General features: G+C 69.7%; 19 protein-coding genes and 2 tRNA genes. 12 read left to right on the forward strand and 9 right to left on the reverse strand.

The window, feature by feature from the left end; genetic code table 11:
• Positions 1 to 74: 74 nt before the first annotated feature.
• The 4 genes from FK267_RS01030 to FK267_RS01045 are packed head-to-tail and all read right to left on the reverse strand — an operon-like array spanning position 75 to position 4,833.
• Positions 75 to 812, reverse strand: coding sequence for a hypothetical protein (locus FK267_RS01030; protein ID WP_141405872.1), 738 nt, complete (start codon positions 810 to 812; stop codon positions 75 to 77).
• On the reverse strand, positions 802 to 2,634 hold the full coding sequence (locus FK267_RS01035; protein WP_141405873.1) for a nitroreductase family protein: 1,833 nt from the start codon (positions 2,632 to 2,634) through the stop codon (positions 802 to 804). Before FK267_RS01035 ends, FK267_RS01030 begins: the two co-directional genes overlap by 11 nt.
• Before the next feature lies 1 nt (position 2,635).
• On the reverse strand, positions 2,636 to 3,409 hold the full coding sequence (locus tag FK267_RS01040) for a cyclodehydratase (RefSeq protein ID WP_141405874.1): 774 nt from the start codon (positions 3,407 to 3,409) through the stop codon (positions 2,636 to 2,638).
• Positions 3,410 to 3,414: 5 nt separating this feature from the next.
• Positions 3,415 to 4,833, reverse strand: a complete 1,419-nt coding sequence (locus FK267_RS01045) for a YcaO-like family protein (RefSeq protein WP_141405875.1) — start codon at positions 4,831 to 4,833, stop codon at positions 3,415 to 3,417.
• Between the two features lie 264 nt (positions 4,834 to 5,097).
• Here FK267_RS01045 and FK267_RS01050 point away from each other — a divergent pair, with 264 nt between their 5' ends.
• A complete protein-coding gene (locus tag FK267_RS01050) occupies positions 5,098 to 5,823 on the forward strand; it encodes a response regulator transcription factor (protein ID WP_075378752.1) in 726 nt (241 codons plus the stop codon).
• A 53-nt stretch (positions 5,824 to 5,876) separates the two neighbouring features.
• Here FK267_RS01050 and FK267_RS01055 read toward each other — a convergent pair whose 3' ends face one another.
• On the reverse strand, positions 5,877 to 6,875 hold the full coding sequence (locus FK267_RS01055; RefSeq protein WP_141405876.1) for a variant leucine-rich repeat-containing protein: 999 nt from the start codon (positions 6,873 to 6,875) through the stop codon (positions 5,877 to 5,879).
• A 146-nt stretch (positions 6,876 to 7,021) separates the two neighbouring features.
• Between FK267_RS01055 and FK267_RS01060 the strand changes: the two genes are divergently transcribed.
• The 9 genes from FK267_RS01060 (at position 7,022) to FK267_RS01100 (ending at position 18,058) form a co-directional block, all read left to right on the forward strand.
• The gene (locus tag FK267_RS01060) at positions 7,022 to 7,303 is read left to right on the forward strand and encodes a metal-sensitive transcriptional regulator (protein ID WP_010612815.1); all 282 of its coding nucleotides are present in this window, start codon (positions 7,022 to 7,024) and stop codon (positions 7,301 to 7,303) included.
• A gap of 84 nt (positions 7,304 to 7,387) precedes the next feature.
• Positions 7,388 to 7,657, forward strand: coding sequence for a heavy-metal-associated domain-containing protein (locus FK267_RS01065; RefSeq protein ID WP_003788344.1), 270 nt, complete (start codon positions 7,388 to 7,390; stop codon positions 7,655 to 7,657).
• Between the two features lie 99 nt (positions 7,658 to 7,756).
• Positions 7,757 to 10,483 (forward strand): heavy metal translocating P-type ATPase, encoded by a 2,727-nt coding sequence (locus FK267_RS01070; protein WP_141405877.1) that lies wholly within the window; start codon positions 7,757 to 7,759, stop codon positions 10,481 to 10,483.
• A 638-nt stretch (positions 10,484 to 11,121) separates the two neighbouring features.
• Positions 11,122 to 11,700, forward strand: coding sequence for a hypothetical protein (locus FK267_RS01075; protein ID WP_141405878.1), 579 nt, complete (start codon positions 11,122 to 11,124; stop codon positions 11,698 to 11,700).
• Complete coding sequence (locus FK267_RS01080; RefSeq protein ID WP_141405879.1) at positions 11,694 to 12,290, forward strand: hypothetical protein; 597 nt, start codon at positions 11,694 to 11,696, stop codon at positions 12,288 to 12,290. The genes FK267_RS01075 and FK267_RS01080 overlap by 7 nt, the downstream gene beginning before the upstream one ends.
• Entirely contained in the window at positions 12,287 to 12,952 is a 666-nt protein-coding gene (locus tag FK267_RS01085) for a hypothetical protein (protein ID WP_141405880.1), read from the forward strand. Before FK267_RS01080 ends, FK267_RS01085 begins: the two co-directional genes overlap by 4 nt.
• Positions 12,953 to 13,363: 411 nt before the next feature.
• Entirely contained in the window at positions 13,364 to 14,740 is a 1,377-nt protein-coding gene (locus tag FK267_RS01090; RefSeq protein ID WP_141405881.1) for a MalY/PatB family protein, read from the forward strand.
• Positions 14,741 to 14,871: 131 nt separating this feature from the next.
• Positions 14,872 to 16,080 (forward strand): PLP-dependent transferase, encoded by a 1,209-nt coding sequence (locus FK267_RS01095; protein WP_141405882.1) that lies wholly within the window; start codon positions 14,872 to 14,874, stop codon positions 16,078 to 16,080.
• A 115-nt stretch (positions 16,081 to 16,195) separates the two neighbouring features.
• Complete coding sequence (locus FK267_RS01100) at positions 16,196 to 18,058, forward strand: alpha/beta hydrolase (protein WP_141405883.1); 1,863 nt, start codon at positions 16,196 to 16,198, stop codon at positions 18,056 to 18,058.
• Positions 18,059 to 18,162: 104 nt separating this feature from the next.
• On the opposite strand, the gene FK267_RS01105 is transcribed toward FK267_RS01100, so the two are convergent.
• The 3 genes from FK267_RS01105 to FK267_RS01115 form a co-directional block, all read right to left on the reverse strand.
• Positions 18,163 to 18,238: transfer RNA gene (locus FK267_RS01105), tRNA-Arg, on the reverse strand.
• A 158-nt stretch (positions 18,239 to 18,396) separates the two neighbouring features.
• Positions 18,397 to 19,701, reverse strand: coding sequence for a hypothetical protein (locus FK267_RS01110; protein ID WP_232622465.1), 1,305 nt, complete (start codon positions 19,699 to 19,701; stop codon positions 18,397 to 18,399).
• 209 nt (positions 19,702 to 19,910) lie between these two features.
• A tRNA-Ser gene (locus FK267_RS01115) sits at positions 19,911 to 20,000 on the reverse strand.
• A 251-nt stretch (positions 20,001 to 20,251) separates the two neighbouring features.
• Between FK267_RS01115 and FK267_RS01120 the strand changes: the two genes are divergently transcribed.
• Positions 20,252 to 20,962 carry a DNA alkylation repair protein gene (locus tag FK267_RS01120; protein ID WP_141405885.1) on the forward strand — a complete coding sequence of 237 codons (711 nt, stop codon included), beginning with the start codon at positions 20,252 to 20,254 and terminating at the stop codon, positions 20,960 to 20,962.
• A 101-nt stretch (positions 20,963 to 21,063) separates the two neighbouring features.
• On the opposite strand, the gene FK267_RS01125 is transcribed toward FK267_RS01120, so the two are convergent.
• A complete protein-coding gene (locus FK267_RS01125; RefSeq protein WP_075378762.1) occupies positions 21,064 to 22,047 on the reverse strand; it encodes a helix-turn-helix transcriptional regulator in 984 nt (327 codons plus the stop codon).
• A gap of 104 nt (positions 22,048 to 22,151) precedes the next feature.
• On the opposite strand from FK267_RS01125, the gene FK267_RS01130 reads away from it, so the two are divergent.
• Complete coding sequence (locus FK267_RS01130) at positions 22,152 to 22,538, forward strand: VOC family protein (RefSeq protein WP_141405886.1); 387 nt, start codon at positions 22,152 to 22,154, stop codon at positions 22,536 to 22,538.
• Positions 22,539 to 22,756: the final 218 nt, after the last annotated feature.

Consider the following 22,756-nt stretch of genomic DNA (forward strand, 5'->3'; position numbering starts at 1 on the left):
TGCAGTTCTGGGTCCGTCTGGCCGGCGGTGGACCAGCAGGTGGGCCGACGGCGCTCGCGGCGGGCGGGCCGGGACTAGCCGGCCGCCTGATAGGGCGGTTCTGTCTGCGGACTGGCGATGGTGACGGCGAACATCTGGTGGCGGCTGACGCCGTCGGAGTCCAGCAGGTGGCGCACCGCCGAGGTGGCGAAGCCAGCGAAGACCGTCCCCACCAGTCCCCGAGCGGCGGCGCGCAGGTGCAACGAGTAGATGAGGGCAGCGCTGCGGCTCATGGTGAAGCGGTAGCCGGCGGCCCCGCCCCAGGCGTCGGCCTCATCAAGGTTGGCGGCCACCGAGACGATGGCCCCGGCGCGGGCGAACTCCTTCTGCACCGCCATGCCCTCGATCTCCTCGGCCGGCGGCAGGGGGCGAACGAGGTCCACGCCGTCGAGCCGCACCCGGTAGATGCCGGGCTCGGCGCCGCCCGGGCGCAGCAGGAGCACGAAGGGCTCCAGGGGGCAGGCCGCCGCGTCCGCCCCCCAAGTGCGCGCGTCGTCGACCAGGGCGTCTCGGACCATGCCCAGGAGGGCCTCGGCCTCGAGCGGCTCGGTGCCGTAGCTGGTCGACGACGAGCGGCGCTCGAAGGTCTCGTGCAGGCTGTGAGGGTAAGGGTCCTGGGGGCCGGGGACGAGCGCGTCCGGCAGCCGGCAGTCCAGCGGCGGGCGCGGGCGGCGCGCGGCCAGGCCGTCGGAGGTCGGCTCGGCGGAGCGCGTGTCCGTTCCGGCGGAGAAGCCGGAGATGAGCTCGCGCAGCGTCTCGAAGTCAGTGCGCACGGCGGCCTCCCAGGTCGACGACGATGCAGGCCGGTTCCCGGGCCGGGTCGGTGCCCAGCGCCCGGGCGATGCGCTGCTCGTCCCAGCGGGCCCGGGCGCGCAGCGGCACCCCCAGGGCCTCGGCGACCAGACGGAGCACCTCGAAGGAGCAGCCGCAGTCCTGGACCGCGATGCGCAGGGCGAAGGAGAAGTACTTGCGGGCCACCTTGTCCACGTTCCCGGTCAGGACGATCCGGGCGCCGACGCCGTCGGGCAGGAGATCCGGCCCGACCTCCGCCGCGGCATCAGTCCCTGCGTCCGTCCCGGTGTCAGCCGCCACGGGGGCGGGGCCGATGAGGGCCAGGGCGTGGTCGCGCTCGATGTAGACGTAGGTGCCAGGGGCGAGCCGCTGCCCGGCCGCTCCCGTGACCTCCTGGCCGGCCTGCCCGTGCTCGGGGACGAGCACGTAGGCGGTCACCGAGCCGATGTTGCCGCCGGCGGCCGTCCAGCGGCGCAGCTTGGCGCTCAGCGGGGCCGGGGCGGCCTCGGCCGGCTCCTGACCGGTGGGCTCGGCGCCGAGCGGCTCGCGCACGCCCACCGACAGCGCCAGGATCGTGGCGAGCTCGCCCAGGGTGGGGCGGGCGAGGACGTCGGGCTCGGCGCCGTCGTCGGTGAGCGGGTGCGCGATCGGCCAGGGCTGGTCGAGGCGCTCGAGGTCGGCCGGCGGCAGGGGCGTGCGCGGGCAGACCGGCCAGTCGCGGAACTCGCGCTGGAGGCGCAGGTTGGAGGGCTTGTAGTGCTGCTGGTGGCCCTTGGAGTCGACGAAGGCGGCCGGCGGGATGGCCACGGACTGCTCGTAGCGGGCCCCCACGGGGGCCGAGGGCGCCACCGGCACCGGCTCCTCGCCGGCCCCGGCCACCGAGCAGATGGGGCAGCCGGGGCGGGAGACGACCGGGCGGTCGGAGTAGGTGAAAGTGGCCAGGTCGGTGCGCCGCGCGTCCCCGGGCAGGTGAGTGACGGTGGCGCGGGCGATGAGGGCGGCCACGGCCCGGGCGGCCAGGCCGACGATGATGTCGTGGCGGACGGGCTCGGGGCGCGGGCCGATCTCGGGCTCGTCGGCGCAGGCGCAGGCCAGGCAGGGCGAGAAGGACTCGTCGACATAGGGGCCCACCGTCACCGCCTCCTGCTCGGCACGCACCCGCAGCAGCGCGATGCCCTCCTCGCGGCAGCGGCGCGCCACCTCCTGGGAGCGGGCCGCGGAGTCGGCGGTCTCGACGAGGACGGTGAGGGTGTCCCCGCGGCGGGGGGCGCTGTCGAGCCGCACCTCGGGCAGGGTGGGCTCCAGGGCGGCGACCATCTCCCCAGCCAGCTCGGCATCCCCCACGACGGCGACCCGGGCGGCGGCCAGGCGGCGGGCGGCGTCCTGCCAGGAGTCGTTGACGCCGGTGGAGTCGCCCAGGCGGGAGAGCAGCCGCGCCAGCTCGGGCGCCGGGTCTCCGGGGGCGGGCTCGGTGTCGCCCTCTTCGACGATGCCGCCGGTCCACAGCAGGGAAACGGCCTCGAAGGCGGCCTGGGGGCCGACGCCGGTGACCTCACCGATATCCTCGAGGGTGCGGGTGCCGTCGCAGGCCTGGAGCAGGGCGCCCATGTGCTCGCGGGCGAAGGCCCCACCCAGGACCTGGCTCTTGCGGGCGCCGTCAATGATCCAGCCGGTCTCCTCGGGCCGGGCGCGCAGCCCCAGGCGGACCACAGGCTTGCGGGGGATACGGAACTGCAGGTCACGGCGGGCGGCGCGGCCGACGTCGCCGGCACGCATGACGGAGCTTGTGGCGTCCCCGGCCATCTCAGGCCACCTCCCCATGCCGCTCGGGCAGGAGGGCCGCGAGCGCGGGCAGGCCGTCGCGGCGGCCCTCGTAGCGTCCCGAGCAGGTCTCGCAGCGGTCCACGGCCACGGTCGGCGAGCAGGTGGTGATCCCGGAGACGAGGTCGATGGTCCACACCCGGCCGCCGATCGGGGCGACGTCATCGGCGCCTTCCGGGGCCGGGTCCTGGGGGCCGGGGGCGTCGAGGGTCTGCAGGGCCAGGGAGATGAGGCCGGCGCCCAGGAGCACGTGGTGGTGGGCGTAGGCCTGCTCCAGCGGGCCGTGCTCGGAGGCAACCTCGGGGGGCAGGGGGCGGTAGCCGTGCTGGCGGCGGCGCCGGTCGTAGCAGCGGTAGCAGGCGCTGCGGCCGGGGACCACGAGTGGCCCGCAGCGCAGCTCGGTGGGGAAGAGCTCCAGGCCCAGGGAGGGCATCCCCCGGGTGAAGGACAGGGTGTCGAGGTCCTCGCGCAGGCCGGTCTGGTCGGGGTCGGCGATGAGGACCGCGCGGTCGGCGTAGGGGATGTAGGCGCTGACCAGCCCCTGATCAACCGGGATGACGACGTCGCTGGGCCCGGCCAGGCGCGTGGCGACGGCGCGCGCGAACCCGCCCTGGGGCAGGTAGGCCGTCACCGGCCCCGTGGGGGCCTGCGGTGCCGGGTGCTGTGCCGGCTGCGCGTCCGGTGCGGGCGGCGTCGTGCTCATGTCGGGTCGGGGCTCCTGGGTGTCGGTCAGTGAGGTGGACGGGTATGCGGACATCGGGCTCAGGCGAAGGGCTGGCGGACGGGGTTGATCCCCGCCTCGTCGTGGACGGTCAGGCCCATGGCCCGGGGCGCCTGATAGAGGCGGGGCGTGGCCAGGTAGCGGGCGTGGTGGCTGAAGGACAGGGGCATGGCCTCGGGGATGAGGGCCTTGATGACGTGCATGCCGACCTGGCGGGCCTCGTCGGTGGTGATGTCGACGACGATGGCCTCGGCGCCGGCCCGCTCCAGGTTGGTGACGACCTGCTCCAGCGGGTCGGGACCGGCACTGCTAACACTGCCGGCACTGCCACCGGCGCCGTCGGGGCTGTCACCGCTGCCAGCGCCGGGACTGGACGCCGTGAGGGCGCCGATGTCATCGAGGGCGTGGACGGGCCGCTCCCCCTCCAGGAGGAAGTCGAAGACGTGGCGCATGGACAGCTCGGCGTCGGCCAGGGCGCCACCGACGACGGTGAGGTCCTGGCCCTTGATCTCCTGGGCGCGCGGGCCGCGGGCGTGGCTGCGCAGGGCGATGCGCAGGGAGGCGAGCTCGCGGTAGATCTTGGCCAGCGCCCGCTGCGGGTCGATGTCGCAGGTGGCGGCCACCACCTGAGCCAGCTCGGGGTCGACCTGGGAGGTCTGGACGGCGTAGAGGGTGGGGACGCCGTAGTCGGTGGTGGCGTCGAACAGGTGGGTCTCCAGCTCGGTGGAGGTGCCGACCCGGTGGTACTCGGCGACCTCCTCCCCCAGGGTGGAGGGGTCGACGGCGACCGCGGGCAGGCGCAGGCGCTGGAGCCAGGTCAGGGCGATGGAGTCGCGCTCGATGACCTCGAGCAGGCCGCCCAGGACCGCCTCGCGCAGGTCGGAGTGGGCAGCGGTGCCGGTGGAGATGGGGTTGACGAACTGCTCGGAGGGGGTGCGCACCGGGAAGTTGAGGTACGTCAGCACCGCTGGGACGAAGACCTCACGGCCTCGGGTCAGGGACCAGCCGCGCACCCAACGCAGGGGGACGCGGGGGTCTGAGGCGATGAGCCCGCAGTCGGGGTCGGCCAGCTCGGTGGCCGAGCACGCCGGCCAGCGCTCCGGTCCGATCGCGGCCTCGCCGAGACCGGCGGGGGTGTCCCACACCAGCTCCTCCTCCGTCCATGAGCAGCTGGAGTAGCGCTCCATCGTCTCCACAATCGCGATGTGTCTGGCGCGATCGGCGTCGATGGCCCCGCCGGCCCCGTCGAAGTTGCCCGCCTCGGCACGGTGATTCCAGGTGCGCTGTGACCTCAGCGCCTCAGAGGGATCACCCAGAAGACCGGTCCAGATCGCGAAGACCGGCTCTCCGGCCGCTTGGGGCAGCTCGGTGGAACGGGAAACCAGGCCGAAGGGAGACTCGAGTAACGCAGCACGAGCCAGTGATGGCGCGACGCCCTCAATGAGCGCAGAGCGATACACGGACCCTCCTTCCTGGGAACGACAGAGGAGGCACACTTGGGGAAGTGCCGTTGGACATGAGCCTGCCGGAATCCGACGGGGCCTCGCATCGCCCTTTGATCTATTGCTTTCCTCGCCGTTTGGATGGCTCCCTCCACCTTTCGTCGGGGCGCGTCTGAGGGTGTTTACACGGCGATCATCTTTTTTCAGGTAGTTTGTTCACTGTTCCCAGCAGACCGCGCCCCCCACTGATCGCGGACTGCACACATCTGCCCAAGGAGACTCATGTCTTCCCAGATTTCTCCCGATTGTGTCGGCCTGGCCCTGGTCGACGACGACGCGATGGCCCTGGCCCATCTGGAGTCCTATTTCTCCGACGTCGAGGACTTCACGATCCTCACCGCAACGCGCTCACCTCGCGCCGTCCTGCGATTTGTGCAGTCCCATCAGGTCGACGTCCTCATCACCGATGTCCACATGGAGCACATGGACGGCGTGGAGATGACCCGGGAGGTGCTCCGCCTCTCGCCGTCGACCCGGGTCATTCTGCTGACCACGGTGGACACCGACGAGGACCTCCTGCAGGGCCTGGGAGCCGGGGCCAGCGGCTTCCTGCTCAAGAGCGCACCGGCTGAGGAGATCATCGCGGCGGTGCGCACGGTCCACTCCGGGGCGAAGGTCGTGGCCCCGACGCCGACGACGCGCCTGATCGACTACGCCCTGGCCTCCGTACGCGGCGCGGACGGCAGCGTCCACCTCTCTCAGCGGGAGCGCGACGTGCTCCGCCTCCTGTGCGAGGGGGCCTCGAACCGCAAGATCGCCTCCCTGCTGGCGATCGCCGAGGCGACGGTCAAGTCCCACATCACCGGCCTGTTCCATAAGACGGGGACGGTCTCACGCCTGGAGATCGTGGTGTGGGCCTTCAAGCACGGCTACGCCTCCAACAGCCCCATCACCATCCCGGCCGCCAGCGCCCCGAGCGGCTCGACCCCGGGCTCCGCCGCGCCCTGAGGCGCGCCCACCCCCTGGGGCCGCGCCCCCGCCCCCTTGACCCCCCTTGCGTCTCAGCCGTTGAGGGCCCGGATGACGATGAACAGCAGTGCGAAGAGGATCCAGCCAATGATCTTGGCCGGGCTCGTGCTGGACGGCGACGACGGGGCCGACCTCCTGGCGCTGCGCGAGGAGGCCGGGGCGTTGTAGCGCCCCATCCCGAAGGAGGCACCGGGGCTCCCCGGTGCACCGGAGGGCGGCGGAGGTGCGGGCGGCAGACCGCCGGCGGGCGCTCCTCCCACGGCCCAGGGGTCGGCCTCCACCCGGCCCGGGGCGGCTCCGACGGGCCCGGCAATCCCGACCGGCCCGGCGAACCCCGGCACCGGGTAGGGCGCTGTGGGCGCGAAACGTCCGGGCGGCATCGGGACCGGGGGCGCAGGCATCGTCACCGCCGGCCGCTGCGGGGGCGGGGCGGGGGCCTGCGTGACCCGGGCCGCGGCTGTGCGCGAGGCGGTGCGGGCCGGAGCGGTACGGGCGGAGGCGGTGTGCGGCCTGGCCGTACGCCGGCTCGACGGCGCCCGCCGCCCGCCCTTGTCGTTGCGAGCGGCCGCACCGGAGGGCTCGGTGGGATCGGCGTCGGTGGATTGGTGGCCCGAGCCGTCGTCGTCGAAGAGCGGTGAGCCCATGAGCGGGTCACCCAGGACGGAGCCGAAGGGCTCATCGCCCAGGCCGATGTCGGAGGGCTCCCAACCCGTGGGCGCCAGCGACACAGCATCATCCGCGTCATCGGCGCCGCCAGAGCCGCCCGTCCGAGCCACCGCGGCCTCAGGACCGCGGCGTCCGGAGCCGGCGGAGGCACCCCCCATACGGCTCACCCAGGCGCGCAGCTCCGGGGAGCAGCCCGGGTTGTCCGCGATGACGCCGCGCAGGTCGGGACGGTTGCCGGCCAGCACCATGAGTCGCCCGGCGCCCGCCCTGGGGTCCCGGGCGAGCTGGAGATCGGGGTCATCTGGCGTCCGGGACACCGCGTCGGGGTCGGCGGGGCCGGGGGCGGCATGGGCAACGGCGGTCATGGCACGAGCATCCCACGTCACCCTCCACCATGTGCCGGATCCGCGCCCATCCGGCCGAGCACCAACAACCACATACCCCTCAGGGGTATTTGACACCCCTACCCCCTAGGGGTATGGTCCATACCGACCGAGACAACGGAGGAGATATGGCCGGCTACACCGGATCCAAGGAGGACTACCTCAAGCGCCTGCGCCGCATCGAGGGGCAGGTGAGGGGTATCTCCCGCATGGTTGAGGAGGACATCTACTGCATCGACGTCCTCACCCAGATCTCCGCCGCCACCAAGGCCCTCCAGGCCGTCAGCCTCGGCCTGCTGGAGGACCACATGAGCCACTGCGTCCTGCACGCCGCCCAGGCCGGCGACGAGGAGGGCACCGCCAAGATCCGCGAGGCCTCCGACGCCATCGCCCGGCTCGTGCGGTCCTGAGCGTCACGGCCCGCTTCGCGGCGAACCACCTGGTTCCCGTTCCGATCCACCCGTTTTCCGCACACACTTCCCAAGGAGTGAGAGATGACTGAGTTCACCGCCGACGGTATCGACCGCACCACCACCCTCAAGGTCTCCGGACTCACCTGCGGCCACTGCGTCGCCCACGTCACCGAGGAGCTCGAGGCACTCGACGGCGTCAAGGACGTCTCCGTCCTGCTCAACAAGGGCGGGCAGTCCACCGTCACCGTGCTCTCCGACATCCACCTCGACGACGCCGCCCTGGCCGAGGCCATCGACGAGGCCGGGGACTACACGCTCGACGCCGTCGAGCGCGACGACCGCGAGCGCTGAGCCCGGACATGCCCCGTCGGCGCCCGAAGCCCGGGTGCCGACGGGCGGCAGCGGACGCCAGCAGACAGCACAGGACGACAACGGACACAGGAGGCTCCCATGAGTACGACCAGCCAGGAATCCGGCGGGCAGCAGCGCACCGTCAACCTCTCCATCGGGGGCATGACCTGCGCCAGCTGCGTGGCCCGGGTGGAGAAGAAGCTGAACAAGCTCGACGGCGTGAGCGCCTCGGTCAACCTCGCCACTGAGTCGGCCCGCATCACCGCCCCGAGCGCGGTGAGCGTCGATGACCTCCTGGCCACGGTCGCCCGCGCCGGCTATACCGGCGCCCTGCTGGACACCGCCTCACCGGAGGAGTCGTCAGCCTCGGAGGCGTCACCGGCCGGGGAGCCCGCGTCGGCGGCGTCGGCGGCACCGGCGTCGGGACCGTCCGGGCCCGGCTCGGACGGGGGTCGTCGCCGAGCAAAGGGTGCAGGCGGCCGCGCGACACTGTCCATGGCGGCCGCGGCGCCGGCCACGCGCCCAGGCGCCCCCGCTGGCACCAACAGCACGAACGGCACCACCGGCACCTCCCCCCGCTCCGCCTCCGGGAGCGGGGCAAAGTCCCTGGGCGCCTCGCATATGGAGCGAGCCGCCGACCTGCGACTGCGGCTCATCTACTGCCTCATCCTGTCGGTGCCGATCATGGCGATCTCCATGGTGCCGGCCCTCCAGCTGCCGGGCTGGCAGTGGGCGGTGGCGCTCATGGCGCTGCCGGTGGCGGCCTGGGGGGCCTGGCCCTTCCACAAGGCGGCCTTCCGGGCGCTGCGCCACGGGGCCTTCACCATGGACACGCTCGTGTCCCTCGGGGTGATCGCCGCGACCGGCTGGAGCCTGTGGGCGCTGGTGCTCGGCGGGGCCGGGCACATCGGCATGCGGATGAGCATGGAGCTGCTGCCCCGCTCCCAGGGGCATGCCGCCCACATGTACTTCGAGTCGGCCGCCTGGGTGACCACCTTCCTCCTGGCGGGCCGCTACGCGGAGGCGCGCGCCAAGTACCGTTCCGGCGACGCCCTGCGCGCCCTGCTGGAGCTGGGCGCCAAGGAGGTGACCCGGGTCGTCCTCACCTCGCCGTCGGGCAGCCGCGACGCCGTCGACGTCCTCGATGAGGACGGCTCGCCGCGCGCGGAGGCCACCCGCACTGAGGAGCGCATCAGTGTTGAGGATCTGGCGGCCGGGGACCTGTTCCTCGTGCGGCCGGGTGAGAAGGTGGCCGCCGACGGCGTCGTCGTCGAGGGCCGCTCGGCCGTGGACGCCTCGCTGCTCACCGGGGAGTCCGTGCCCACCGAGGTCGAGGCGGGACAGGCCGTCACTGGGGCGACTGTCAACACCTCCGGCGTCCTGCTGGTGCGGGCCACGGCCGTGGGCGAGGGGACGACGCTGGCGCGGATCGGCCGGATGGTGACGGCCGCGCAGGCGGGCAAGGCCCCCGTCCAGCGCCTGGCGGACCGGATCTCGGGGGTGTTCGTGCCCATCGTCCTGGTGCTGTCGGCCGCGACCCTGGCGGGGTGGCTGCTCACCGGGCACAGCCCGCAGGCGGCCTTCACCGCGGCGGTGGCCGTGCTCGTCATCGCCTGCCCCTGCGCGCTGGGGCTGGCCACGCCGACGGCGCTGCTGGTCGGTTCGGGCCGAGCCGCCCAGCTGGGCGTGGTCATCAAGGGCCCCGAGGTGCTGGAGTCGACGCGGGCGCTGGACACGATGGTCATGGACAAGACCGGCACGGTCACCCAGGGGCGCATGAGCCTGGAGGTTGAGGCCTGCCAGGAGGTGGGCGCCGGCGCTGGTACCAGCGCAGATGCTGCCGCGGGCCTGAGCCCGCTCGGGGATGAGGCGCTGCGCCTGGCCGGGGCGGTCGAGTCCGCCTCGGAGCACCCGGTGGCCACCGCCATCACGGCGGCCGCCCGCGAGCGATTGGGCGACCTGCCGACGCCGGCCGACTTCTCCAACCACGAGGGCCGGGGCGTCTCCGCCACCGTGGAGGGGCGCCGGGTCGCGGTGGGCCGGCCGGGCTGGCTCACCGGCGAGATGGGCGCCGAGGTCCCCGAGGCGGTGCGCTCAGCGGTGGAGGAGGCCCAGGACTCTGGGGCGACCGCCGTCGTCCTGGCCGTGGGCGGGGCCGGTGAGGCCGCGAGCACCGACGCCGAGGCGCCGGACGAGGCCGCCGCGGACAGCACCGACGACGCCGGCACTGCGGCCCCCGATACGCAGCCGCTGAAGGCCATGGCGGTTCTCGTGGTGCGGGACACGGTGCGGCCCTCCTCGCGGGAGGCGGTGGCGGCACTGCGCGAGCTGGGGATCCGGCCGGTGCTGCTGACCGGGGATAACACCCGGGCCGCTGAGCACGTGGCAGCCCAGGTGGGGATCGACGCCGCCGACGTGCGCGCCGAGGTGCTGCCCGCCGACAAGCGCGACGTCGTCGCCGACCTGCAGTCCCAGGGCGCGGTGGTCGGCATGGTGGGTGACGGGGTCAACGACGCCGCCGCCCTGGCCCAGGCGGGCACACAAGGCCTGGGCTTCGCCATGGGATCGGGGGCGGACGTGGCCATTGAGGCCGCCGACATCACCCTGGTGCGCACGGACCTGGATGCAGCGGTGGCGGCGGTGCGGGTGTCGCGGGCGACCCTGCGGATCATCCGTCAGAACCTGTTCTGGGCCTTCGCCTACAACGTGGCCGCGATCCCGCTGGCGGCCGCCGGGCTGCTCAACCCGATGATCGCGGGGGCCGCCATGGCCGCCTCCAGCGTCATCGTGGTCACCAACTCCCTGCGCCTGCGCCGCGCCGGTTGACCGCGACCGAGAAGCGGATCGAGGCGGCGACCTTCTGCTGCTGCCGCTTCCACGCTCGGCGACGCTCAGGCCCACAGCCCCAAGCAGAGGCCGCAACAACCACGGACACACCGGAGCATGGCGACGAGGCACCTTTTCCAGCCGACCGTCAGATGGCCAACCACCGCCAGCACCGCGCACCGCCACTTCTTACTGCGTGCGCTCATCCCGCACCCAACCGACCGATGCGGGATCACGACTCACGGCAGGACCTGTTGTAGAGAGTGCACAAACGAAACATAGAGAATCCTCACCACAGCATGAAAGTTCCAGATTCAATAAAATTGCTTCCCACACCTCTCGCCCATTTCGCCAAAATGACCGAGCAGGCCTCGAGTAAGAACATGTAGATATCGACAAAGACTGGAGATCTACTGGCCGCACAGACAACGATGTGCTAGATTTAACGACACGGCAGATTTTACTGAGTCGAGACACTACGGCCCTCAATGACGACGTCAGCGGCACCTCAGCATCGCTTCCAGATAGACAATCCGGAGGGCGAAGAAGTATTCATGACACAGTAATCACCGCACCCACACAAGTCAGAGGCTGGCTACCACACTCGACACACCAGCCCGCCCCCAAGGAGACATGTCATGATCATAAAGAAATCGACCGCCCTTCACGCAGTCGGGTCCGCAGCACTGGCACTGGCACTGCTCACTCCGGCAGCAGCAGCGAACAGCGACGGAAGCGACCAACTAACACTGCTGGACGACAACGTTGAAACGCCCAGTATTAACGAGAACCCCCAGCCTTCATCCACTGCAACCCTCCCGGATGAAACACCAGATAAAGAAGTTCCAGCCAAGGCCGTCGAAAAACTATCTCCCGCAAAATGCACCGGAAGGACGCATTACCCCCACAAGAGCGCCGACCAAGTATCGGTTTCTGTTCACGCAGAAATGAACTGCGCCTATTCAGTTGAGCGAGTGGAAACGGTAACGTCTATCTACCGCGATCGCTGGTATGGACAAGAGTATCTTATAAGCGGCTCATCCAGCAAGAACTATTCTTCCACCTCCGGATCGGCGACCCCACATAAGAACTGCGTCGGAGAGGGGACCCACTCCTACCGAGCCTACTCCATGCACGCATCACTCGAGGCTGGGACGATTTACAAAGCAAGGACAGCCAGCTGGGATATTCCCGGGGTGAGCAGGTTCACGTGCTGAACTCAGTCAAGTTGAGGACAAAGCCATCTGCGTTGGCCCTCGCCTCAGTTTTGGCCCTGGCCGCAGGTTGCGGCCAGGGCCAACCCCCTTCCGCCAGCCCAACGTCCACCTTAAGCACATCCACAGCCCCAGCGTTGGAGAAGGTTGAGCAGCCACCAGCCACTCCCCCTAACGCCTCGATCAAGGAAAATCAAATCTCCCCCCTCTCATCGATCTGGTACAATTTCGAAACAAAGTCTTTTAACACCACCTCACCATCCGTACACCCTAGAACCCTAACAACTATCACCTCAGAGAATTCTCTTGAAAACACTCTTTCTGTACATTCTACAGTTACCCCTGCAATGATTATTGCACGAGAATTTGCAGGCTATGACGCAGAAGGGTTACCCACCAAGGAATTACCGCCACGCGAATGCGTTGAGAACCAGCATTCGCCATGCAAGTTCACAATTGGAATGTCGTCAACAGAAATATCTTTGACACAAAGAGAAACTGCAGTATTCGTCACTATTGAGGTATACTATAACATCCCGAAAATCGGACTTGATCAGCCCTATGATATCGTAACCTATGGATTTAACACATGACCACTAAGGTATTTTTCAAATGCAGCCCTTCAACATCGGTTCGCGACATCGTGGGCAATCGACACGAGTCGGCTGCACGCCTCCTTCTTCCAGTTCTCGACAATTCCGGTCAAGTACTGCCGTGGTCAACACTCATCCCGGGCGCACCCCTGACCGTCAACACCTCGTGGGCGAGCATCAGGCACCTCACCGATAGGGACATCGACCCTCCCTACGCACACCTTCGTCCTGAGGCGGCCGAACACCTGACATATGCCCTGGCACAGGGAGGAGACCCCCTGTGCTGGTTCGCTCTATGGAAGGGCTACGCAGAAGTACTGCAAGAGCAGTCTCCCGTTCCAACCCCGCCACCCGACCTGTTCGACCTCATACGTACCGCCATCGAGCCGCTGACCGTGCCGGATGCGAGACCCACGGATGCGCTCATCCTCCAGGAGCCCCTGTCCTGGCTCATCCGGCACGCGGGAGAACTGGGATCCTGCGCTCCCCTGCTCATTCACGCAGCCGACGGCGCCTTCACCGCGGCGTGCCCCATCTACCACGACTCCATCTACCTGGCAGGGTCCAGGAGGCTCATTGAGCAGGTGATCGCGTCAAGGCTCGAGACCTTCGAGATCGAGCTGGACTCCCCCATACCGGGCTCCGGAGAGATCCTCGACTAATCATGCCCTCCGAGACCAGCTGCGCGACTGGTCTCGGACAGCATCAGCCTCGATCCTTCGCCGGCCTGTTGGCGCGAGGTAGCGCCGGCGGCGGCGTTCCCGCTATGCTCGCAGCCATGACGACTCTTTCGCCCCAGGCCCGCGCGATGATGGTGCGCACCCTTGGCGAGGGTCGAATGTGCATGCGCTGACAGCGCCAGCCGTCGCTGTCTGACACGTAACGGTGAGAGTCCGAGCCGCCTGAGACCGGCTCGTCGCACTCCGCGGAGGCCCGCCGCCCCGTGTTCATCCCTCCAGTCACCCGCCACCTCGGCCGGCCCGCGCGCCGGCCACCCCTGAGCCCGACGCCGCAGCAGTGCCTTGCGCTCGCGGGCGTCACCGCCATCAGGGCACCCGAGAGGACCTCCTGTCATGCACACCCGCCTCACCCCCGTCTCCAGCTCCGCCGACTCCACTGACTCCGCCTGTCCGGCCCGCCCCGACCTCACAGCCCCCCACGCGCCGACCGCCTCCTCCCCCGCGGCCACTTTCTTCACCACCCCCGCCGTTGACCCGACCGTCTTCGACGCGGTCCCCGACCGCCGCGGCACGGCCAGCCTCAAGTGGGACTCCGCCGTCAAGCGCGGCCGCCCCGAGGACGTCCTGCCCCTGTGGGTGGCGGACATGGACCATGCCACCGCGCCGGCGGTCACCAGTGCCCTGCTGTGGCGCACCCGCCACGGCATCTTCGGCTACTCCGAGCCCGACGAGGCCTACCGGACGGCCCTGACCGGCTGGTTCTCCCGACGCTACGGCTGGCAGGTGGAGGCCGAGTGGAACACCGTGACCCCGGGCGTCGTGCCGGCTCTGGCCCTGGCAGTACGGGCCCTGACCGCACCGGGTGAGGCGGTCCTCATCGAGGAGCCCGTCTACTACCCCTTCCGCGACGTCGTCGAGGTCAACGAGCGCACCGTGGCCGCCGTCCCCCTCGTGCGTGACGCCGACGGCGTCTATCGCCGCGACCTGGCCGCCCTGGAGGAGACCATCGAGGCGACCGGTGCGCGCCTGCTGCTCCTGTGCAACCCGCACAACCCGGTGGGCCGGGTCTGGAGCCGGGAGGAGCTCGCGGCCCTGGAGGAGGTCACGGCCCGCCATGGCGTCGTCGTCGTGGCCGATGAGATTCACGCGGACCTGGCCCTGCCGGGTTTCGCGACGACGCCCTTCGCCTCCCTGAGCGAGGCGGCCGCCGCCCACACGATCACCTGCACCTCGCCGTCGAAGTCCTTCAACCTCGCCGGTCTGCAGGTCGCCAACATCCTCATCTCCGATGCCCACCTGCGCAGGGCCTTCCGCCGCGAGCTGGCCACCACCGGCTACTCCCAGCCCAATACCCTGGGCCTGACGGCCTGCCGGGCCGCCTACGAGAGCGGGGACGCCTGGCTGGATGCCCTGCGCGAGCACATCGCGGCCGCCCGGGCCCATGTCGAGGCGCGCCTGGAGCGGATCGAGGGAATCGAGGCCGCCCCCTGCGAAGGCACCTACCTGCTGTGGCTGGACTGCTCGGGATTCCTGAAGGCCGCCGGGCTCAAGCCCGAGCAGCTCGACGAGGTCATGCTCAACGAGGCCGGGCTCTGGCTCGACGACGGCCGGATCTTCGGGGCCGGCGGCGAGGGCTTCACCCGCATCAACGTCGCCTGCCCCCGCGCCACTCTCGACGCCGCCCTGGACCGCCTGGAGGCGGCCGTCGTCGCCGTGACCGCCCGCGCCGCCGAACGGGCCGGGCAGAGCCCCGCCGCCCTGTCCGCCTGAGCCGGCTCGCCCGGACCGCACCAAGGGTGCCGTCCCGCAGGCGTCCAGTCACCGGTCACCGGCCGCGCCGCCGTCGACCGTCAGTCATCATGTCTTCCCGCCGCTGCCCCGCCCATGAGGAGAAACCGCTCATGACCAGTCCGTCCGCGCCCCAGCCCACTGCTCAGACCGAGTGTTCCCAGCCGCCGGCCGCCCGCACCTTCCCCGTCCACCACCACCCGACGTCGTCGGCCCCGGACCCGCAGCTCCGCCTGGAGACGCTGCTGGTGCGCTCAGGCACCGGGACCGACCCGGCCACGGGGGCTATCACGACGCCGATCCACCTGTCGACCGCCTACGGCCACCCGGGCCTGGGCGAGTCGACGGGCTACGACTACACGCGCACGGCCAGCCCTACCCGAGACGTCCTCCAGGACGCCCTGGCCCGTCTGGAGGGCGGGACGGCGGCCTTCGCCCTGTCCTCGGGGATGGCGGCCCTGGAGCTGGTGACCCGCACGCTGGCGCCGCACGGCAGCCGGATCGTGGCGCTGCGGGACCTGTACGGCGGCTCCTTCCGCTTCCTGGAGGTCCTGGCCGAGGAGGGGGCGGCGCGCGTCGACTTCGTCCTGGGCCTGGAGGGGCTGCGCGGCGCCCTGGCCGACCCGGCCGACCTGGTCATCATCGAGACCCCCACGAACCCGATGATGGAGGAGATCTCCATCCCTGAGGCGGCCGAGCTGGCCCATGCGGCCGGGGCGAGGCTGGTCGTGGACAACACCTTCTACACCCCGGTGGTGCAGCGGCCCCTGGAGCTGGGGGCCGACGTCGTCGTCCACTCGGGCACGAAGTACCTGGGCGGGCACAACGACGTCATGGCGGGTGTGGCCGTGGTGGCCGACGACGCCCTGGCGGAGCGACTGAACTACCGGCTCAACACAACCGGGGCGACACTGGGTCCCTTCGACTGCTTCCTGCTACTGCGCGGCCTCAAGACCCTGGCGCTGCGCATGGAGCGTCACGAGGCCAACGCCACCGCGATCGCACAGTTCCTGCGCTCGAGCCCCTACGTGACGCGGGTGCTCTACCCGGGACACTCGGGCATGGTGAGCTTCGATCTGGCCGAGTCGGTGGACGTGGCCCGCTTCCTGGCCTCGGTGCGAGTGTTCACCTTCGCCGAGTCCCTGGGCGGCGTGGAATCGCTGGTGACGTGCCCGTCGGTGCAGACGCACGCGGACGTTCCCGTCGAGGTGCGCGCCTCCTACGGGCTGACCGACCGGCTCATGCGCCTGAGCGTCGGCATCGAGCACGTCGACGACCTCATCGCGGACCTGACCCAGGCCTTCGAGGCCGCCACGGTCTGAACGGGCGTGCTGCCCCGTCTGGGGGGTGGGGATGACGCCGTGTCGGGCTACCCCGACACCATCCGTCCAGTCAACCGCATGGTCTATTCTTCCTGGAGACGGGAGAATCGTAGCCATGAGACACCTACGAACATCCTCGCCACCCCAGACCACCTCACGACTGACCCTCCTCACCCTGCTCGGTGCGCTCACCGCCTGCAGCATGCTCGGCACGAGCGCCGCAGCCATCGCCAGCCCGTCCGCGCAAGGAGCCCAGCACGCCGTCGTGCTGGACAACAGCACGAACGCCGGCAGCGCCGCCGGTACCTCCCAGCCCACCAGCAGCAACAGCTCCAGCGGCACATCGAACGGTTCCAGCGGTTCCAACGGTTCCCAAGGATCCAACGGGTCCACGGGGGCGAGCGTCCCCAAGGGGCTGGAGTCCTTCTACCGTCAGAATCTCGTCTGGACCGACTGCCCCGACGGCGCCACCGGCACCGCCTTCCAGTGCGCGACCGTGACCGTGCCCCTGGACTACGACCACCCGCAGGGCAAGACCATCACGGTGGCCCTCAAGAAGCTGCCCTCGACGAGCTCCTCCCCTCGGGGCTCGGTCTTCCTCAACCCCGGAGGCCCCGGGGGAAGCGGCATCTCCCTCATCAATGCCCAGGCCGGGCTCTACAAGACCGGCGGCCTGTCGGGGGTCCTGGCGAACTATGACGTCATCGGCTTCGACCCGCGCGGCATCGGCCAGTCCACCCCCATCACCTGCTGGTCCCCCGAGGACGTTCAGGCGATTGTGGACGGGCGGGCCGAGGCACCTAACCAGCTGACACCGGGCAGCGCCGGCGACATCGTCGCGAAGGGCTCACGCGATGCCGCCACCTGCCAGAAGTACACGGAGGTCCCCGAGATCCTCGACCATATGGACACCCGTTCGGTGGCCCGCGACATGGATGTCATGCGGGCCCTGGTGGGAGACCAGGACCTCAACTTTCTCGGGTACTCCTACGGCACCTACCTGGGAGCCGTCTACACCGAGCTCTTCCCCGACAACGTCGGGCGCGTCGTCCTGGACAGCGCCATGGACCCCGCTTTGTCCCGACAGGAGGCCTTCGAGGGCGATGCGGCAGCCGAGGAGCAGACGCTGCGCACCTACATCGAGTCTCAGCAGGGTCAGGCCGGATTCCCCCTGAACGGCTCGACCGATGAGGCCGTCACCCGGCTCGCCACCTTCCTCGACGGCCTGGACGCCAATCCGCTGACCGTCTCCGACGGCGCAGACTCCCTGAACCGGGCCGAGGCCACCAATGCGATCAAGGAGCTCGTCGTCGCCTCACCCGATAAGTGGCCGCTGCTCAACGAGGGACTGACCCAGGCCATGAACGCGCACGACGGCACCGCTCTGATGAAGAACGCCGGGTTCCTCCCGGGCGAGGGAGGGCCGACGGCGACCGAGGCGCAGATCGTTGAGCATCTTCAGTCCGTGTACGGCTTCGCGGCCAACCGGTGCCTCGACTTCCCCGACACCGGGAACCAGGCGAGCTGGGATGCGGCACTGGCCTCCTACCGCCGCGACTACCCGGTCTTCCACAGCCTGGTGCCCCAGCACAACGCCTACTGCCACGGCTGGGGGCACACTGGTAAGACCGAGCCCGTCGACGTCGACGTCGACGCCACGAACCCGGTGCTCGTCGTCGGGATCCTGCACGACCCGGCCACCCCCTACCCGTGGTCCAAGGCGCTGGTGTCGAGGGTGCGCAACAGTCACCTGCTGAGCGTCGACATGTACGGCCACGGCGCTACCGGCTTCAATTCCTGCGCGACCGCGAAGGTGAATGACTACTTCGTCAAGGGAGCGCTTCCCTCCGACGGCGAGGTCTGCGCGGCGAACCCGGAGCCCCAGGCCGAAGAGCAGGCTCCGGCTGGAGTGGGGACGCCGGCAGGAGTGGCAACACTGGCCGGAGTGGCGCGCCCGGTCGGATTGAGGGCTGGCTGACAGGGTGCGTCAGCAGCGGCTGAGTTGATCCACACCGTCGGGGCCGGGGTGTCCCAGACATGGAAAACACCCCGGCTCCGACTGTTCAGCCGATGACGGGGTGTTGGTGCGCCCGAAGGGATTCGAACCCCCAACCTTCTGATCCGTAGTCAGATGCTCTATCCGTTGAGCTACAGGCGCATGTCGTTGCCGACGGGAAGAACATTACTCAGCGTCCACCCAGGGGACAAATCCAATCCCCGTGAGGATGGGCACAGGGCCGGAGTCCCGCCGACGACGGGGCTCCGGCCCTGTGCGCTGCTGCGGCAGCGGTGCTCACACCACGCGTAGCGGACCGCTCATCCTGCGTTGGAGGAGACCACCGCCAGCACCGCGCTACCCAGCACCGCGTAGAGCACGAGGACCAGAATGGAGGCAATGATCCCCCAGACGAGAGTGGCCCTGGCCCAGTTCTTCTTGCTGGCCGAGCGGCCACTGCCGAAGGCGAGGATGAGGATGTAGACCAACCCGAAAATTGGGAGGCCGGCCAGCAGTATCGTCAGCATCCAGCTGCCCACGGAGTCCGCGGTCTCGACCTCCTCGGACCGCACTGCTGCCAGGGCTCCGCCTCCTGCCGGCCGATCGAAGGGCGAGCCGGCTGCGGTAGGAACCATGTCGGAGAAGGACGGGGCCTGCCCGGCTGCGGCGTCGGAAGAGGGGGCCGAGCCCCACTGGGGTGCCGAGCTCTGCGACGGGAAGGCTGAGGAGGACGACGGCGCGGACTGGGCGACCGCCTGAGTCGCAGCGGGGACGAAGGCCTCTGTGGCCTGCTCGGCTTCGGCGCGTGCGGTCGCCGTGGGGAAGACCGAGGACATGCCGACCTCGCCCTCCTGACGCCCACCGCTGAAGGGGTGCGAGTGCGGGGCGGGCTGCTGGGCGAAGGGCTGCTGGTCCTGCAGGCCCGCCGGCTGGGCCTGCGGCTGCTGCCCCGGCCAGTGCGGGGTCTCCCGACTCGCCTCGGCGCCTGGAGTCGCACCGGCGGCGGGGGCTGAGGATGTGCCCGGAGCCGAGGGGATGCCGGGGGCGGACTGGGCGAAGGGCGACGACGCGGGTGCGGCGCCGTCGGCAGCGGTGGACCCACCCCAGGCGGGCTGCGCCGGCTGGCCGGTCTGGCCCAGTTGGCCGAGCCCGCCCTGCTGGGCGTAGGGGTTGGCCTGGATGTAGGGGTCAGCGGGCGCTGCACCGGGCTGGGCGCCCCCGAATCCGCCGGCGGCGGCCGGGTCGGGTCGGCCGGGCTGACCCGGCTGGCCCGGCTGGCCGAGCCCGCCCTGCTGGGCGTAGGGGTTGGCCTGGATGTAGGGGTCAGCGGGCGCTGCACCGGGCTGGGCGGCCGCCTGCGCGGCACCTGTGGAGAAGGCGCGCGTCTGTTCCTCAGGGGGCGGCCCGGTGGGCAGGTCGGGCTGCGCCGGGCGCCACGATCCGGCCTGGGCGCCGGGAGCCGCACCAGGGACGGCACCGGGCGCCTGCCCCGGAACCTGCTGCTCGGCGCGTGCGGCGTCGAGCATGTCCTGGTTGATGAGGACGGTCCGGGCGTTGAACTCGTCGCCCTGATTGGGGCGGGGCGAGCCGGAGGTCGGCGGCTGGGTTGCGTCGTGGTCAGACATGAGGTCCCTCTCAGTCGAGTACAGCATCACGCTATCCCGGATCCGCACCGGAAGACACACAGGCACCCCGATCGGCCAGAGGCGAACGCCCTGACCGCCGGGCCGACTCGAGAGCCCGGCCGGCCGTTGGGAAGTCGCGGGGCCGCCGCAACGAGTGCTCCGGCGATGACGAAGCCCCGGCACGCTGGTTCGTACCGGGGCTCTCGCTGTGGCGGAGATGGGGAGATTCGAACTCCCGAGGGGCTTCCACCCCAACCTCCTTAGCAGGGAGGCGCACTAGGCCACTATGCGACATCTCCATCGCCTTCCCACGGCTCCGCCGCAGGACGCACGGGCAGCCTACCGGGAGGATGCCGCGTGAGCAAACCGCCGAAGACACGGTGCGGGCGCTTCAAGACGAGGCAACGAGGCCGCCGGCTGCGTAGGTGTCATGGGGCCCTCGTTCACGACCCGGGGTCTGCGGAGTCAAGCCCCGGAGGCGGGCGCCACCCGGGTCCATCATGTTGAAGAATGTCTGTGAAAGTACGTCGTGAGGCGAGGAGGAGCGAGGATGGCGGAGAGCGGGCAGACGGATGCGCGGGTCGCGGAGTTCATCACCGATCTGCGTGAGGCCCTGGCGGAGGCGGGCGACCCTGCCCGCGCCGAGCAGCAGCGGGCGTACCTGAAGTCCGAGATAGCGATGTACGGCGTCGGGGTCCCGGACACGCGGCGCCTTGCGCAACGGATCGCCGCCGCCCACAGCGATGTGTGGGCTGAGGCCGCCACCTGGGAGGTGGCGCTGCGGCGCCTGTGGGATGGGGCGGCTCGCCGCGAGGAGCGCTATGCGGCGCTGGCCGTCATCCGCGCCAAGCTCTCCGCCTCGCATGCTGCGCGCATGGAGTCCCTGACGCTCTACGAGCATTTTCTGCGCACGGGGCAGTGGTGGGATCTGGTCGATGAGACCTCCCACGCCGTCGGGCTGGTAGTGCGCGGGCATCCGGCTGCGGTGGCCCGCATGCGCGTGTGGGCCACCGACCCGGACATGTGGGTGCGGCGCAGCGCCATCCTCTGCCAGCTCCAGCACAAGGCCGACACGGACCTCGACCTGCTCACCAACGTCATCGAGGCCAACCAGGAGGACCCGGAATTCTTCATCCGCAAGGCCATCGGCTGGGCGCTGCGCGACTACGCGCGCACGGACGGTGACTGGGTGCGCGCCTTCGTCCAGGCACATCCGGGCCTGTCCCCACTCAGCCGACGCGAGGCCCTCAAGCGCCTGTGAGGCCGGGGCGACCTCCGGCGGGGCATGCGGCGGGCCGCGCAGTGCTCTGCCGCTCCTCGCCGTCCGGGCACGTGCGAGCGCGCTGCCTCAACCGCACGCCATCAGGTCCCATCGGCACGGTACCGCTCACGCATAAGGTCCACGTAGTCGAGGAGGTCCTGTCGCAGGCGCTTGGGGGTGATGACGCAGGCATCCGGACCGAGCCGAAGCAGAATCGTCATGGCATGCAGGTGGTCCATGAATTCCAGCTGGAGACAGGTCCATCCGTCATCTCCGGGAGGTTCACCCTCGGCATCGGTCGTCGTTGCGCGCAACGTCCACTCCTGCACATCGCTCCAACGCTCGTCCCGCACCCAGACAGTGGCTGTGATCGCCTCGAACCTATCGAGAAACTCCTCACGCTGCTTCTGCCATGCCGCAGTCATGTCGAAGCCGGAGTCGTCAGAACACTCCTCAGAGAGCACATCGGCCTCTTCGATCCGAGAGAGCCTGGTGAAGCGAACCTCGGCGCCGTGTGAAGCGCACAGGTACCAGCTGCGACCGGCGGCAACTATTCCATGAGGATCGACGACGTCCTGCGTCGTCGTCCGCGACTTATAACGGAAGACCATCCGCAGCCGATGACGCGTCAAGACCGCTTCCTGAACGGCGTGGAAGACGGCGTCGGCTCGCTCGCTCTCGGGCAGGGGAAGCCATCCTTGAGGATCGACCACGACGCGCGAGGCAATGCCCATGGACCGGCTTCGATGGCTGTCGGGGACGGCGGCGAGCAGTTTGCGAGACGCGGAGGCGAGGGCATCGCCAAGGCCCAGTGGCGCAGCACCCCAGCTGGTGAGACCGGCGAAGAGAGCCCGGCTCTCCTCACGGTTCAGTCCCGTCACATCAATGCGAAAGTCGGGGTCGATTCTTACTCCCCCATGAGGTCCCCGCTCGCACCATACCGGCACTCCAGCAGTCGACAGCGCCTCAACGTCCCGCAACACAGTACGCCGTGAGACCTCCAGCCGCTGTGCCAGGTCTGAGGCGGACAGACGACCATGGGTGCGCAGCAGCCAGATCATGGACAGTAAGCGGTCAGCACGCACCGACTCATCCTCGCACGTACATGACACAAGGTGTCACCAATGCTCTCTAACCTCGATGCCGTCCGCCCACCTTGTATACCCATGAGAGTCTCAGGAGCATCACCATGACGGCCTTCGTTCCCAACAGCGTCATCCTCTACGTCTCCGACGTCGAGGCGAGTACCACCTTCTACAGCCGGATTCTCGGTCATGAACCGATCAAGACCTATCCAGGATTCAGCGTCTTCGCATTGTCCGACGACGTCACTCTCGGCCTGCAGGCAGCCGACGAGATTGAACCCACTGCCGAGCCATACGTAGGCGGGACCGAACTGAGTCTCAGCAACGTCGAGCGTGCCGACGTCGATCGTCTTCACGTGCAATGGAAGAAGCTGGGCATTCCGATGGTTCTGGAGCCGACCGTCCTCGAATTCGGCTACACCTTTGTGGCAACAGACCCCGATGGGCACCGCCTGCGTGTGTGCGCCACTGATACCTCGAGCTTCGTCTGACTCAAGACCCTCGGCACCCTGCCCGTCACCAGGTGCAGGCCTCGATGCGTCTCGGCAGTACCCCAGCACCCAGTTCACGATGACGTAGGTCGGCAAGAAAATGGGCAGGCGGACGTCTGCCTTCGCCTAACCGATCATCATCTAACCGCGGAACATGACCTCAAGGTAGTCACGCTGGGCCTGATCGGGGACGTGCTTCGCCGACGAGGACTGCGCTT

The sequence above is a fragment of the Actinomyces oris genome (genome assembly GCF_006546825.1).
GTDB lineage: Bacteria > Actinomycetota > Actinomycetes > Actinomycetales > Actinomycetaceae > Actinomyces > Actinomyces oris.

Excerpts from the sequence above, each read along its gene's own strand:
- FK267_RS01050 (WP_075378752.1), top strand. The coding sequence starts at position 5,098 with ATGTCTTCCCAGATTTCTCCCGATTGTGTCGGCCTGGCCCTGGTCGAC.
- FK267_RS01040 (WP_141405874.1), bottom strand. The coding sequence starts at position 3,409 with ATGTCCGCATACCCGTCCACCTCACTGACCGACACCCAGGAGCCCCGA.
- FK267_RS01055 (WP_141405876.1), bottom strand. The coding sequence starts at position 6,875 with ATGACCGCCGTTGCCCATGCCGCCCCCGGCCCCGCCGACCCCGACGCG.
- FK267_RS01070 (WP_141405877.1), top strand. The coding sequence starts at position 7,757 with ATGAGTACGACCAGCCAGGAATCCGGCGGGCAGCAGCGCACCGTCAAC.
- FK267_RS01130 (WP_141405886.1), top strand. The coding sequence starts at position 22,152 with ATGACGGCCTTCGTTCCCAACAGCGTCATCCTCTACGTCTCCGACGTC.
- FK267_RS01060 (WP_010612815.1), top strand. The coding sequence starts at position 7,022 with ATGGCCGGCTACACCGGATCCAAGGAGGACTACCTCAAGCGCCTGCGC.
- FK267_RS01090 (WP_141405881.1), top strand. The coding sequence starts at position 13,364 with ATGCACACCCGCCTCACCCCCGTCTCCAGCTCCGCCGACTCCACTGAC.
- FK267_RS01120 (WP_141405885.1), top strand. The coding sequence starts at position 20,252 with ATGGCGGAGAGCGGGCAGACGGATGCGCGGGTCGCGGAGTTCATCACC.
- FK267_RS01035 (WP_141405873.1), bottom strand. The coding sequence starts at position 2,634 with ATGGCCGGGGACGCCACAAGCTCCGTCATGCGTGCCGGCGACGTCGGC.
- FK267_RS01065 (WP_003788344.1), top strand. The coding sequence starts at position 7,388 with ATGACTGAGTTCACCGCCGACGGTATCGACCGCACCACCACCCTCAAG.
- FK267_RS01100 (WP_141405883.1), top strand. The coding sequence starts at position 16,196 with ATGAGACACCTACGAACATCCTCGCCACCCCAGACCACCTCACGACTG.
- FK267_RS01110 (WP_232622465.1), bottom strand. The coding sequence starts at position 19,701 with ATGTCTGACCACGACGCAACCCAGCCGCCGACCTCCGGCTCGCCCCGC.
- FK267_RS01095 (WP_141405882.1), top strand. The coding sequence starts at position 14,872 with ATGACCAGTCCGTCCGCGCCCCAGCCCACTGCTCAGACCGAGTGTTCC.
- FK267_RS01075 (WP_141405878.1), top strand. The coding sequence starts at position 11,122 with ATGATCATAAAGAAATCGACCGCCCTTCACGCAGTCGGGTCCGCAGCA.
- FK267_RS01085 (WP_141405880.1), top strand. The coding sequence starts at position 12,287 with ATGACCACTAAGGTATTTTTCAAATGCAGCCCTTCAACATCGGTTCGC.